Below are 14125 nucleotides of genomic sequence, written 5' to 3'. Positions count from 1 at the left end.
GAACAAGCGATAAAACAAATAATATCACTATGACATTAGTGGTCTTTCTCCCCGCGCCGCCCGCTCCCGTACGTCCGGCACCACCTCCCGTGCGGCCCGGACGACCCGTGCAGCCGGCGCCCGAGGCCGAGGCGCCCATCGGTGCCGTCCAGCCGGCCAAGCCGGTGGCCCGGCGGCCCGTCGTGCGGCCGGTGGAGGCGGACGAGGCGCCGGACGGGCCGCCGTGCCCGGCCTGCGGCACCCCGAACCTTCCCGGGCGGCGGTTCTGCCGGCGTTGCGCGGAGCCCCTCCAGCCCAAGGAGCAGGCCGCGCCCCTGCCGTGGTGGCGCACGGTGTGGCCGTTCCGCCGCCGGGTGCGGGTCCGCTCCGGGCGGGCGCTGCGGCGGATCCTGCTGGTGCTGGCGGTCGTCGGGCTGCTCCTCGTGGGGTTCCTGTTCCTCCCGGCCGGGCGCATGCTCTTCGAGGACGTACGGGACAAGCTCGGCGGTACGGCGGAGATCAGCCCCACCGGGGTGACCGCCAGCGGCGCGGCCCCCGGCCATCCGGCGGGCGCGGCCATCGACGGCCTGACCAACGAATACTGGGGCGCGCCCGGCCTGGGCTCGTCGCTGACGTGCACCTTCGACACGCCCTTCCGGCTGGTCGGGGTCGTCCTGCACACCGGGGCCTCGACGGAGCCCGAGGAGTTCCGGCGCGAGCCGCGGCCGGTCCGGGCGGACCTGGTCGTCACCACGGCGGACGGCACGGTCCATGAGCAGGAGCTGACGCTCAACGACAAGCCCGGTGAGCAGACGGTACGGACGGGCATCAGCGATGTCGTCTCCGTCCAGCTCGTCCTGCGGGAGGCGGCGGGGCAGGCGAAGGGCCGTCCGATCGCGGTCGGGGAGGTCGAGTTCTTCAAGCGCACCTGACGGGAGAGGGGGGGCTCGGCGGCGGACCTGACCAACCCCTGAGCGGTACGTGGCAGGTGCCGCCGCTCAGCTCCTCGGCATGACTTCTCTCATCGCGAAATTCCCGCTGTTCGGCCTGCGGACCCGGAAACGGCTCAACTGCTCGTGCCTGCTCAGCAGTTCGGACCGATGAAGCAATTCCGGTCACATACAGCTTCCCTCCGGCCCTCCACACGGGGTTGACTATGCCTCACGCATGGTGACGCGACCGCCCTCGCCGGCTCGCCGACCCAGCTCCGGCGGGCGCGTCCGTGCGCGAACACCGGGAATGCGCGATGCATATCCCCTATCCGCACTCATTCGACGAGGGGCAGCAATGAGCCAGATAATGTTACCGGCGTTTCACATGCCGTTCGACAGCGCAGGGTGCAATCCGGGTATGGAGAAGACCAGGGAGGCCACCTGGGAATGGGCGGAAGCGGAAGGGCTGATTCTCTCCGTTCCGGCCCGCAGGAAGATGATCCGCACCCGGCCCGAACTCTGGATTTCCCTGATCTTCCCGAAAGCGTCGCAGCACCATCTGGACCTTTTCTGCCAATGGCTGTTCTGGGCCTTCCTGGTGGACGACGAGTTCGACGACGGCCCGGCCGGGCGCGACCCCCTGATGTGCGAGGCGGCGATCGCCCGGCTGGTGGACGTGTTCGACGGGGCCGCGCCGCGCGGGCCGATGGAGCACGCGCTCGCCGGGCTGCGCGAGCGGACCTGCCGTGACCGGTCCGCCCGGTGGAACCGGCAGTTCCGGCGGGACACGGCGGCCTGGCTCTGGACGTACTACGCCGAGGCGGTCGAGCGGGCCGCCGGGCAGGTGCCGAGCCGGGCGGACTTCGCCAAGCACCGGCGGGACTCGGTGGCCATGCAGCCGTTCCTGGATCTGCACGAGATCACCGCCGGAATCGATCTGCCGGATTCCGCCCGCAGCCTGCCCGCGTACATCGCCCTGCGGAATGCGGTGACCGATCATTCAGGGCTCTGCAACGACATCTGCTCGTTCGAGAAGGAAGCCGCGCTCGGCTACGAGCACAACGCGGTGCGGCTCATCCAGCGCGACCGAGGCTCCACGATCCAGGAAGCCGTCGACGAGGCCGGAATTCAACTGGCACGTATTGCCGAACGCGTGATGCGGGCGGAGAAGGAGCTGATCGAGGAAATCGACGCGGCGGGGATCGGCGCCTCGACCCGGGCCGCACTCGAACGCTGCGTAGAGGACTACCGGGGGCTCGTGCGGGGCGACTTCGACTATCACGCACGCGCCGAGCGCTACACCCGCCCGGACCTGGTGGAGCGGGACGTAGGAAACTCGATGTCCCAGCACTTCGCCGCCTGACACCACCCTGCGGAACCCACGAGAGGCCGGGGCCTGGAGGGCGGAAGCGTTCCAGGCCCTGGGGGCCCTGGGGACCGGGACCCGAGACCGGGACCGGGACCCACGACCGACCCCCGAGGCCGAGAGCGCCACCCGAGGCCGGGGCCGAGCCCGAGGCCGGCATCCGAGGCCGAGAGCGCCACCCGAAATCGACACCCGAGGCCGAGAGCGCCACCCGAGACCGGCATCCGAGATCGACACCCGAGGCCGTCGATCGGATCACATCGCAACAGATCGGGAAAGAACAGGCGCGGTCAGAAGTTCTCACGTGAAACACTGCTTCCCGCACACATGCCCCGGGTCGCCCCACCGGCCGGGCCGACCACCGCGTCGTGCCCCCGGCCAGCGACTGGCCGGTCGGAACGCCATGCCTTTCCACCACAGTCCCCGGGGAAATCACACGTGAGAGCACAGCGAAGAATCTGGACCACGGCTGCCGTCGCCACCGCGGCCGTGACGGGCGTCCTGGTGTTCCAGGGCGTCACCGGCGACTCCACCCCCGTCGGTGACGCGGACGCCAAGTCCGCGCCCGTGGAGGCGGATGTCCACCGGACCCCGCTCAAGACCTCCGAGGACGGCGCCTCCGCCTCCCTCGCGCAGCGCTCCACCGAGCGGTTCAGTCTGCTCGGCGTGACCTGGACCGACCCCGCCGCCAAGGTGACCGGCCGGGTCGAGGCCCGTACCCGCTCCGCCGCCACCGGCCGGTGGACCGGCTGGCTGCCCCTGGACACCGAGATCGACGGGCGCACCGAGGCCGGCAGGGCCGGCGTCCGGGGCACCACCGAACCGCGCTGGGTCGGCCCGTCCAACGGTGTCGAGGTCCGTGTCAACGCCGCGGACGGCGTCCGGGCCGGGCTGCCCGCGGGGCTGCGGCTGGACACCGTCGACCCGGGCGGCGCCACCACGCCGCTCGCCGCCGAACCGGCCGCGTTCACCGCCGCGCCCGCCGCGTTCGCCGCCGAGGAGACCCCGTCCCAGGAGCCGACGCCGTCCGACGCGTCGTCACCGGAGGAGCCGCCGGAGGAGCCTTCCCCGGAGCCGCCGGCCCCCGACCCGACCACCGAGTCCCCCGCGCCGCCGCCCCCGAGCCCCACCCTCTCCCAGACTCCGACCGCAGGCCCGAGCCCGACCACGGCGTCCCCGAAGCCGTCCGCCTCGCCGCAGCCCACCGCCTCCTCGACCCCGCCGCTGCCGCCCGCCCCGCCGTCGACGGCCCCGCAGCCGCCGATCGTCTCGCGGGTCGCGTGGAAGGCGGACGAGTCGCTCAACAGCGAGTCGCCGGACTACCTGGACAAGGTCAAGGCCGTCTTCGTCCACCACACGACGCAGACCAACGCCTACTCCTGCGCCGACTCCCCGGCCATGGTGCGCGCGCTGCACACGTACCACGTGACGTCGAAGGGGTGGAAGGACCTCGGCTACAACTTCGTCGTCGACAAGTGCGGCACCGTCTTCGAAGGCCGCAAGGGCGGCATCGACCGGGCCGTGATGGCGGCGCACACCTACGGCTTCAACCGGGACACCGCCGGGATCGCCGTGATGGGCATGCACACGCAGACCCCGGCCACGAGCGCCGCGACCACCGCGGTCGCCCGCGTCGCCGCCTGGAAGCTCGGCCAGTACAAGGGTGACCCCGCAGGCACCGTCCAGCTGACCGCCGGGGCGGACGGCGGCAACATGGCCTTCAAGAAGTTCGTCGCCGGAAAGCAGTACCCCTTCCAGCAGATCTCCGGGCACCGGGACGGCTTCGCCACCGAATGCCCCGGCCTCGGCCTCTACAACCAGCTCCCCGCGATCCGCTCGATGGCCGGCGGCTCGGTCACCGGCCTCGCCATCGCCTCGGTGACCGGGGCGAGCGCCTCCGGCTCCACGTACTACACCAGGTCGGCCATCACCGTCGGCTGGAAGACGACCACGCCCGCCTCCTTCGTCAAGCGGTACGACCTGCTCGTCGGCGGCAAGCCGGTGGCCACCGTCAAGGGCGACGTCACCTCGGCCCCGGCCACCCTCGCCCTCGGCAGGCACTCCGTGCAGGTGAGGGCCGTCCACCAGTCGGGCAAGGTCACCACGTCGGCCGCTGCCACGGTCGTCGCCGAGCGGACGGCCCCCACCTTCTCCGCCAAGCCGGCCCTCACGCTGCGCACCGGCACGGTGAACACGGGCGCCGTCCCGCTCACCCTGAAGTGGAAGGCCACCGACACCGCCGCCCTCAAGGAGGTCCGGCTCACCGCGCCCGTCGCCAGGACGTACGGCCCGACGACGGGCAGCGCCTCGCACACCGCGAAGGCCGGGGCGGCGACCGCCTGGCGGATGACGGCGTACGACCGGGCGGGCAACACCGCCGCCGCCTCGGTCTCCGGCACCCCGGTGATCCTCCAGGAGACCGCCGCCAAGAGGACCGGGAAGTGGACGGCGAAGTCCTCCGGCAGCTACCTGGGCGGCAGGTCCCTGACCAGCGGCGCCAAGAACGCCAGCCTGACCTGGACGTTCACCGGCCGGTCAGTCTCCTGGGTGGTGTCGCGGGCCGCCACATCGGGGCAGGCATACGTCTACGTCGACGGCAAGAAGGCCGCCACGGTGGACCTGAAGTCCGCCACCACCAAGTACCGCGACGCGATCTGGACGAGGTCCTGGCCCACCAGTGCCAAGCACACCGTCAAGATCGTGGTGGTCGGTACGAAGGGCCGCCCGGACCTCACCACGGACGGGCTGGTCTATCTGAAGTGACGGATGGGCCGGCCCGTCCGAAGTGACGAACAGGCCCGCCCGTCCGAAGTGACGGACGGGTCGGCCGTCCGAAGCAGGGGTCCGGACCACCGCACCGCGAGAGGGGTTGGCGCGCACCATGTCCGACGTCGGGGCGGGGAGTCCCCCGCTGGCCAGGACCGTGCAGGGCACCGTGCGCGGTGCGGTGGCGGGGGGTGTCGCGGTCTTCCGCGGCATTCCGTACGCGGCTGCGCCGGTGGGCGCGGGGAGGTTCCGCGCGCCACGGCCGCCGGAGCCGTGGGAGGGCGTGCGCGACGCGGTCGCGTTCGGGCCGACGGCGCCCAAGCGGCCCTACGCCCCGCCGCTGGACCGGCTGCTGCCGGACCCGGAGGTGGCGGGCGAGGGGTGGCTGAACCTCAACGTGTGGACGCCGTCGCCGAAGCCGGGGGCCACCGGCCTCCTGCCCGTCCTCGTCTGGATCCACGGCGGTTCGCTGCTGCACGGTTCCTCGGCGGTGCCGGTGTACGACGGGTCCGCGTTCGCCCGGGACGGGGTGGTGCTCGTCTCGGTCAACTACCGCCTGGGCGTCGAGGGCTTCGGGGTGTTCCCGGACGCCCCCGCCAACCGGGGGCTGCTGGACCAGCTGGCCGCCCTGGAGTGGGTGCGGGACAACATCGCGGCGTTCGGCGGCGACCCGGACCGGGTGACGGTGGCCGGGGAGTCGGCGGGGGCGGTGTGCGTCGCCGCCCTGCTGGCCACGGACCGGGCGGCGGGGCTGTTCCGCCGGGCGGTGCTCCAGAGCGGGGCGCCCGCGGCCCTGGCCCCGGACGCCGCGCGCGGGACGACCGAGCTGATCGCGAAGCGGCTCGGCGTCCCCGCCACGGCCGCCGCACTGGCCGCCGTGGACCCGGACGCGCTGCTGACCGCGCAGACCGGGGTGACGAGCGGCGGCAACCCGCTGACCGGCCGCAACTCCTTCCAGATCGTGGTGGACGGTGAGCTGCTGACCCGGGACCCGGCCGAGGCGCTGCGTACGGGCACGGCGGCCGGGATCGACCTGCTGATGGGGACGACCACCGAGGAGTACCGGCTCTGGTTCGTCCCCGGCGGCCTGACGGAACGGATCAGCGGGCTCAAGCTCCGCCTGGCGCTGCTGAAGTTCAGGGTCCCGGGCGCCACCGCCCGCACCTACCGGGCCAACCGCCCCGACGCCACCCCGGGCGAACTCCTCGGCGCCCTCGCGACGGACCTGCTGCTGCGGGTCCCGCTCAACCGGCTGGCCGACGCCCGCGCCGGGGCGGAGGCCTCCACGTACGTCTACGAGTTCGGCTGGCCCTCCCCCGTACAGCGGCTCGGCGCCTGCCACGCGCTGGAGCTGGGCTTCGTCTTCGACACCCTCGCCCACCCCGACACGATGGCCCTGACCGGCCCGGAGGCCCCGCAGGGACTGGCGGACGCGATGCACCGGGCGTGGGTGGACTTCGCGACGACGGGGGACCCGGGCTGGCCGTCCTGGGACGCGTCCCAGCCCGTACAGCTCTTCGGCCCGGACGGACCGGCCCTCGTCCTGGCCCCGCGCGACGACGAGCTGCGGGGCTGGGAGCCGTACCGCGGGCCACGCCAGGACACACCCTAGGGACGCATGGAGATCCAGTGCGGGTCGGGGACCACGGTGAGGAGCGCGGAGACGACCACGACCGCGCCCAGCACGACCTGTTCGCGGCGGGCGAGGCGGTGGGCGAGGGCCGGGTCGGTGTCCCGGAGCATCCTTCGCCGGGCCGCCAGCGCCAGCGCGCTGACCACCGCCATCAGCGCCAGCTTGACCAGCAGAGTGCGCCCGTAGGCGGAGGTGAACACCACGTCCAGCGGCAGCCGGCGCAGGGTGGAGGCGGTGCCGGTGGCGGCGAGGGCCACGTACAGCCAGATGGCCAGGCGCGCGTACCGGCCGAGCAGCGCACGGGCGGCGATGGGCGAACCGCGCCAGAGCCACATGGTCCGCAGGACGTACAGCAGTCCCCCGGTCCACAGGGAGGCGGCGGTCAGGTGGACGACGGTGAGCGCGGCGCCGATCTCCGGGCTGTACGCCTCCGGGTGGGCGCGCAGGGCCTCCGCGCCGATGACGACGGCGAGCGGGGCGAGGGCGAAGGCCGGGCGCCTGCTCGCCGCGCAGAGGGCGGCGAGGGCCAGGCCGTTGGCGATGAGGAGGAGGAGCCCGCCGTCCCGGGTGGCGTACGTCTCGGTGATCCCGAGACCGCTGACGGCGGAGAGCTGGACGATCTGCCCGGCCGCGGCGGCGGCCCCGGCGACCGCGGCGTACACGGCCCAGCTCCGTACGGCGGTACGGGGACGGCCGCGGACCGGCCGGATGAGCTGCGGGGCGAGGAGCTCGCCGAGGTGCAGGGCGAGCGCCGTGAACAGGACGGTACGGAGCAGGGTGGTGAGCCCCGCGCCGGGTATCCGCAGCTCCCCGGTGCCACGCGCGACGAGCCCTGGGCCGAGCAGGGCTATGAGGAGCGCCAGGAGAGCGGCGGCGACCAGGGAGGCCACGACGGGGAGCCGGGACGGCCGGCCGGGCCCGTCCCCGGAGGCCACCGCAGCGGCCGGCACCGGCTGCGCCGGCTTCGCATCGGCGGTCACCGTGTGCGCCGGCCCCGCAGCGGCAGCCATCACATCGGCGGTCACCGCATCGGCCGGCACCGCGACGGCCGGTCCTACGGACAGTGCGCCGATGGACAGCGCGACGGTCGGCGTGTCGGCCTGCACGCCGGCGGGCACGGCGGCCGACGGCAGACCGTGGCCGCTCGGCTGAGCCGGTGCGGCCGGATCGACGGGAGGTCCGGAGAGCGTCACGGCTCGATCCTCTCCGGTGGACAAACACACAGCAAGCCGTGACGGACGCGGTGGCCGGGAGCGACCGGTCCGACGCCCGAACGCGGCCGGGCGCCCCCGTGATGTCAGCTCAGCAGCTCCGTGGCCGTCACCGCGCGCAGCCCGCGCCGGTCGATCTCGGTGAGGAGCAGGGGCAGCGCGGCGACGGTGACCGGGCGGCCGAGGCTCAGCCCCACCACGGAGCCGTGCCGGAGCTCGCCCGTCACCTTGCGGAGGACGGCCGGTACCCCGGTCGCGGCGTGGTCGAGCGACTCCACGTCGTACGAGAGGACGTGCGGGTACCCGGCCCGCCGGGCGAGGCGCTGGACGAGCGGGGTGGCGTCGGGGCCGGGCGAGGGGCGGAACCAGGTGCCGATGGAGCCGGTGAGCCGGCGCAGCCGCCGGGCGCAGGCGGTGATCTCCTCGTACGCCGTGGGCTCGTCGAGGGTGGCGAGGTCACGGTGGTTCTGGGTGTGGTTGCCGATCTCGTGTCCGCCGTCGAGGATCCGGCGGGCCATGGAGGGGTGCGCGTCGAGCCAGCTGCCGACGGCGAGGACGGTGACCCGGGCACCGGCCCGTTCGATCCGGGCGAGCGCGGTGCGGGCGAGATCCGGGTCGCCCCGGCCCTCGAAGGTGAGGGCGACGCGGGGCCGGTCGCGGGGGCCGTGGGTGATCCGGACGGGCTGCCCGGGGAAACGGCGCGGGGCGGCGGGGGCGGTGGGGGAAGCGGTGGCGGGCGAGCGTGCCGGCGCGGGCGGGGAGGCGTACGCGGGTGAGGTCGCGGGCGCCCCGGCGGCCACGGCCGCTCCCCCGTCCGGCCTTCTCGCGCAGCCCGCCGCGAGGGCCGTCGCGAGGAGCCCGGCCCCGGTGCCCAGCGCGTCGCGGCGGCGCATCGGCGCCCTGCGTCCGTCCATGCCCGACCACCTCGCGTCCCACGGAGTCCCCGGGACACAGTAGAGGCGGAACAGGCGAAATGTAACGATTGACCGATTGCCGGAATGATCTGTGAATCATTCAAGGCGCGCCATAAGAATGCATGGAAAGCCAGGCGAGTGACCGAGCCCACCTATGATTCAGCCAAGAAATGCCCGATTAGCCCGAGAATCACACCAAATGCCGCTTTGGCACCGAGGTCGCCCGTCTGCCATAGTCGGAGCCACGACCCCCATCGACCCGGGCCGAGGTCGTCACGAGCGGCCGTGAACACACCCCACATTCACGGCCCCCACAGCAGCCCCCGCAGCGCCGCACCACGGCAGACCGGGGGCTTCTGTGTACCTCCGGCCTTCATCGCCCCCCGCCCCCCGCCCCCTCACCGGCTCCCGGGCGTCAGCGGTCGGAGATGCGCATCTCGAACCAGGTGGTCTTGCCGCGCGGCAGCAGGTCCACCCCCCACCGGTCGGAGAGCTTGTCGACGAGGAAGAGCCCTCGCCCGCTGACGTCCATCTCGCGCACCGGCATCAGACACGGCAGCCCGCGCGAGGGGTCACGCACCTCGATCCGGATCCAGCCCCGGCGGCGCACCATCCGTAACCCGAAGACGCGGGCCCCGGTGTGGCGCACCGCGTTGCCGACCAGCTCGGAGACCAGGAGCACCGCGTACTCGGCGGTCTGCGGCGACAGGGCCCACTGCCGGAGCACCACGCAGGAGGTGAGCCGGCGGGCGGTCGCCGCGGACTCCGGCCGCGACGGCAGCCGCACCTCCGCCTCGGTCGGATTTCCGAACAACTCCAGCGCCTTGAACGCCTGTTCGTCATCCATGCCCGACGTCCAGCGCGCCGCGGTCGCGCTGCTGCGCGGTCGCGGCTGATCCACACCCTCCAGGCCCGCCATGACCACCATCATGGACGTACGCGCCGCCCTCCGGGGCCGTTCCGAGGGAATCCGATCCCCGCAACACCCCGTTCCGCGCCGGGCTGTTGGCATATGCCAGGGGCAGAACGAGGCCGCTCGGGGCCGCTGTGAGCTGGGGCGATGCGCCGCCCGAGCGGGCTTGCCCCGAGGGACGGGGCACCGGTCCTTAAGGTTGTCTTAAGGCCCGGATAATCCGCCCGGAGGGATGAACCCGCGTCACAAGCACCTCCGGAACGCGGCGGCCACCCGGCGCCCGCCCGCCGGAGAAACGTCCCGCCCGGCCGCCCGTACACCCGGGGAGCGCCCCTCCGGGAGGCCGTACGCCCGAAGGCCCGGAGGCCCGAAGCCTCGGGACCCAGAGGCCCGAAAGCCCGGGACCCAGAGGCCCGAAGGCCCCAAGGCCCAGGGCCCCGAGGCCCAGAAGCCCGGAGGAACCCCCCGCCCGGAGGAACGTCCGCTCAGAGGAACTTCGCCTTGCCGGGGCCCTCCTCCACGAAGCTGCGCATCCCGCGCTCGCGGTCCTCGGTGGCGAACAGCCCGGCGAACCAGTTCCGCTCGACGGTGAGCCCGGTGTCGATGTCCGTCTCCAGCCCGGCGTCCACCGACTCCTTGGCCGCCCGCAGGGCCAGCGCGGGCCCCTTCGCCAGCCGGGCGGCCCAGGCGTGCGCCTGCTCGTAGACCTCGGCGGCGGGCACCACCCGGTCCACCAGACCGAGCGTCAGGGCCTCGTCCGCCTTGACCATGCGGCCGGTGAAGATGAGGTCCTTGGCCCGGGACGGGCCGATCAGCCGGGCGAGGCGCTGGGTGCCGCCGGCTCCCGGGATCAGCCCCAGCAGGATCTCGGGCTGGCCGAGCTTGGCGTTGTCCGCGGCGATGCGGAAGTCGGCGCAGAGGGCCAGTTCGCAGCCGCCGCCGAGCGCGTAGCCGGTGACGGCGGCGACGACGGGCTTGGGGATGCGGGCGACGGCGGTGAAGGAGTCCTGGAGCGCCTTGGACCGCACGACCATCGCCGTGTGGTCCATCGCCTGCATCTCCTTGATGTCCGCACCGGCCGCGAACACCTTCTCGCCGCCGTAGAGGATCACCGCGCGCACGTCCTCGCGCCGGGTGGCCTCCTCGGCCAGCTCCCGCAGCCGGTCCTGGACCGCCACGTCCAGGGCGTTCATCGGCGGCCGGTCCAGCCGGATCGTCCCGACGTTGTCGCGTACTTCGAGGGTCACAGTCATGAAGGCAGGTTAACCACTGCTAACGCGGGCGGACCCGGTGCCGTTGGTCACAGCACCGGGTCCGCCGGGGTCCTGCCGGAAGTCGGGAGGAAGCCTTACTTCTTCCACTCCTCCCAGTCCATGTTCCAGCCGTTGAGGCCGTTGTCCGGCTGGATCTGCTTGTCCTTGGAGTTCTTCACGATGACCACGTCGCCGATCATCGACTTGTTGTAGAACCAGGCTGCCGGGGTCTGGCTGTCGTAGCCGCCGCGCACATCGCGCAGACCGACACAGCCGTGGCTGGTGTTGGTGTTGCCGAAGATGGAGGAGGCGCCCCAGTAGTTGCCGTGCAGGAAGGTGCCGGAGGTGGAGAGCCTCATGGCGTGCGGCACGTCCTTGATGTCGTACTCGCCGCCGAAGCCGACGGTGTCGCCGTTCATCCGGGTCACCTTGAGCTTCTCGCTGATGACCATCTGACCGTTGTACGTGGTCGTCGCCGGGGCGCCCGCGGAGATCGGGATGTCCTTGATCTCCTTGCCGTCGCGGACGACCTTCATCCGCTTGGTGCTCGCGTCGACGGTGGAGACCTGGCTGCGGCCGATGGTGAACGTCACCGTCTTGGCCTGCTTGCCGTAGACCCCCGGCCGTCCCTCCACGCCGTCCAGGTGGAGCTCCACGGTCACCTTGGTGCCCGGCTTCCAGTAGTGCTCGGGGCGGAAGTCGAGGCGGTCGTTGCCGAACCAGTGGCCCTCGATCTCGACGGGCGGGTCGGCGCTCACCTTGATGGCCTTCTCCACCGCGGCGGGCTCGGTGATGCCCCGGGTGAAGTTGATGGAGACCGGCATGCCGACCCCGACGGTGGAGCCGTCCTCCGGCGTGTAGTGCCCGATGAAGGTGTTCGCCGGCACCAGCGTGGTGAAGGTGGTGTCCTTGGCCGACTCACGGCCCTTCTCGTCCTTGGCGACCGCGTGCACCGCGTACTTGGTGGCGGCCGCGAGGTGCCGCTCCGGTACCCAGCTCGCGCCGTCGGCCGAGATCTCGCCCGCGACCTCGTTGCCCTTGGGGTCGGCGACCTTGACCGTGGTCAGCTTGCCCTGCGCGGCGGTGATCTTCAGTGCGCCGCTGGTCGCCACCGACTCCGCGCCGTCCTCCGGCGCGATGGTCACCACCGCCTGCGAGGCCGTGGTGTCCTCCGCCTTCGGGCTGCTCCTGCCGCTGTCCCGGCTTCCCGCTTCCGCGTCCCCGCCGCACGCCGTCACCAGCAACAGCATGGCGCCCAGGGCCAGAGCCAGGGGCCCCGATCCGCCGCGCCGCCTTCTGCCCGCCCCGGCCGATGCCTCCGATATCGGCTGCCCGTTCACTGTGGTTGTCTCCCCTCGCTGGGCCTGGCACCGCCATGGCCCGCATCCCCCGCGCGCTGCTCATACGCGCTCCACGCAAGATAATCACACCGTCGGCGCGGTGAATCCCCTCCGGAATGTCACTGTTCCGTCCCAAGTGGCCAAGGAGAGCCGTGCAGGTGGGGCGGGGTGCCGGACGGCCGGGAGCAGAGAGGCCGGGGTTGCCAGGGGAGCGGGGAGCAGGGGCGTCGCCCGGCCGGGGAGCAGGGGTGCCGGGCAGCCAGGGAACAGAGGTGCCGGGCGACCGGGGAGCAGGGGTGCCGGGCGGCCGGGGACCCGGGGCGGGCCCCCGGCGGAGCGCGGTGGTCTCAGTACAGAGCGGTGATCTCGGCGCAGAGCGGTGGCCTCAGCGGAGCGCGGTGGCCTCAGCACAGAGCGGTGATCTCGGCGCTGAGCGGTGGCCTCAGCGCAGAGCGGAGCCCGCCTTCCACTTCTTCCAGCCCATGTTCCAGCCGCTGAGCCCGTTGTCCGGCGCGACCGTTCTGTCCTTGGAGTTGACCACCTCCACCACGTCCCCGATCAGGGTCCGGTCGAAGAACCAGCCGCCCGGCGTGGTGGCGCTGCCGCCCTTCGCGTCGCGCAGCCCGATGCAGCCGTGGCTGACGTTCTCCTCGCCGAAGACGTCCTCGTCGGCCCAGTAGTTGCCGTGCAGGAAGGTGCCGGAGGTGGTGAGCCGGATGGCGTGCGGGACGTCCTTGATGTCGTACTCGCCCTTGCCCTTCTCATCCGTGAAGCCGACGGTGGCGCCGTCCATCCGGGTCACCTCGTGCATCTCGGTGACGACCATCCTCCCGTTGTACGTGGTCGTCTTCGGGGCCCCCGCGGTGATCGGGACCGTACTGATCAGCTTCCCGTCGCGGCGTACCTCCATGGTCTTGGCCTCCGCGTCCACCCGGGAGACCTGGGAGCGGCCGACGGTGAAGGTGACCGTCTTGTCCTGGCTGCCGTAGACCCCGGGGGCGCCCTCCACGTCCCGCAGCCCGATGTCCACGGTGACCTCGGTGCCCGGTTTCCAGTACGTCTGCGGGCGGAAGTCGAGCCGGTCCTTGCCGAACCAGTGGCCGACGACCTCCACCGCCGGTTTCGCGGTCACCCGGATGGCCTTCTGCACGGCCACGCGGTCGGTGATGGGCCGGTTGAAGGAGAACGAGACGATCATGCCCGTCCCCACGGTGGACCGGTTCTCCGGCTTGAAGTAGCCGATGAAGCGGTGCTCGGGGACGAGCGTGGTGAACGTGGCATGGCGGGCCGAGCGCTGTCCGGCCCTGTCCACCGCCACCGCGTCGACGCTGTACTTCGCGGCCAGGGCGAGCCGGGCCACGCCGGGCTCCGGGCTCCAGGAGAGCCCGTCCTCGGCGATGCGTCCCGCCACGGTCTGCTGCTGGGCGTCCTCGATCCGCATCACCTTGACGCTCTCCAGCCGGCCGTCGGGGATCTTCACCTGGATCCGGGTCTCCGCGTCGACCTCCTTCGCCCCGTCCTCCGGGAAGATGCTGATCACATCGTGGGGAGAGCCCTCTTTGCCGTTGAGCAGGGCCTCTCTCGTATCGGTGCATCCGGTCAGCAGGACCAGCACGGTGAGCAGTCCTGCCCATGTCAGCACGGCGGCCGAGCCCGCCCGTGCGCTCTTCGCTACGTGGTTCACGCTCCCCCAACGACCAGGGCCGGTCGGGGGAAACGTGAGCGCGGGCCCCCCGGTGGGCAGAACAGAGGGAAGGACTACCAGGAGAGGGCCGCGGCCGGGACGTCGCGCGCCCCCTTTCCGGTGCCCGTCCTCAT

At 72.5% G+C, this 14125-nt stretch carries 10 protein-coding genes; 4 read left to right on the top strand and 6 right to left on the bottom strand.

All coding sequences use genetic code 11. The features are described 5' to 3' along the window. Window positions 1–107 precede the first annotated feature (107 nt). The 4 genes from AB0917_RS12595 to AB0917_RS12580 all read left to right on the top strand — a co-directional run bounded on the left by AB0917_RS12595 (window position 108) and on the right by AB0917_RS12580 (window position 6655). A complete protein-coding gene (locus AB0917_RS12595) occupies window positions 108–911 on the top strand; it encodes a zinc ribbon domain-containing protein (protein WP_366819491.1) in 804 nt (267 codons plus the stop codon). 385 nt (window positions 912–1296) lie between these two features. Further along, the gene (locus tag AB0917_RS12590) at window positions 1297–2274 is read left to right on the top strand and encodes a terpene synthase family protein (RefSeq protein WP_366819490.1); all 978 of its coding nucleotides are present in this window, start codon (window positions 1297–1299) and stop codon (window positions 2272–2274) included. A 441-nt stretch (window positions 2275–2715) separates the two neighbouring features. Further along, entirely contained in the window at window positions 2716–5040 is a 2325-nt protein-coding gene (locus AB0917_RS12585) for an N-acetylmuramoyl-L-alanine amidase (protein WP_366819489.1), read from the top strand. A gap of 118 nt (window positions 5041–5158) precedes the next feature. After that, on the top strand, window positions 5159–6655 hold the full coding sequence (locus AB0917_RS12580; protein WP_366819488.1) for a carboxylesterase family protein: 1497 nt from the start codon (window positions 5159–5161) through the stop codon (window positions 6653–6655). Here the strand turns inward: AB0917_RS12580 and AB0917_RS12575 are convergent. The 6 genes from AB0917_RS12575 to AB0917_RS12550 all read right to left on the bottom strand — a co-directional run bounded on the left by AB0917_RS12575 (window position 6652) and on the right by AB0917_RS12550 (window position 13991). Beyond that, a complete protein-coding gene (locus AB0917_RS12575) occupies window positions 6652–7869 on the bottom strand; it encodes a CopD family protein (protein WP_366819487.1) in 1218 nt (405 codons plus the stop codon). The genes AB0917_RS12580 and AB0917_RS12575 overlap by 4 nt on opposite strands. A gap of 104 nt (window positions 7870–7973) precedes the next feature. Further along, window positions 7974–8801, bottom strand: a complete 828-nt coding sequence (locus AB0917_RS12570) for a polysaccharide deacetylase family protein (RefSeq protein WP_366819486.1) — start codon at window positions 8799–8801, stop codon at window positions 7974–7976. 415 nt (window positions 8802–9216) lie between these two features. Next, complete coding sequence (locus tag AB0917_RS12565) at window positions 9217–9732, bottom strand: ATP-binding protein (protein ID WP_366819485.1); 516 nt, start codon at window positions 9730–9732, stop codon at window positions 9217–9219. A gap of 467 nt (window positions 9733–10199) precedes the next feature. After that, complete coding sequence (locus AB0917_RS12560) at window positions 10200–10967, bottom strand: enoyl-CoA hydratase-related protein (protein ID WP_366819483.1); 768 nt, start codon at window positions 10965–10967, stop codon at window positions 10200–10202. Between the two features lie 95 nt (window positions 10968–11062). Then, window positions 11063–12307 (bottom strand): Ig-like domain-containing protein, encoded by a 1245-nt coding sequence (locus tag AB0917_RS12555; protein WP_366819482.1) that lies wholly within the window; start codon window positions 12305–12307, stop codon window positions 11063–11065. A gap of 442 nt (window positions 12308–12749) precedes the next feature. Then, window positions 12750–13991 (bottom strand): Ig-like domain-containing protein, encoded by a 1242-nt coding sequence (locus AB0917_RS12550; protein ID WP_366819481.1) that lies wholly within the window; start codon window positions 13989–13991, stop codon window positions 12750–12752. Window positions 13992–14125: the final 134 nt, after the last annotated feature.

Source organism: Streptomyces sp. NPDC007346, from assembly GCF_040703535.1.
Lineage (GTDB): Bacteria > Actinomycetota > Actinomycetes > Streptomycetales > Streptomycetaceae > Streptomyces.
The sequence above is the reverse complement of the archived record's forward strand: the minus strand, read 5'-3'. Positions and strand labels throughout refer to the sequence as shown.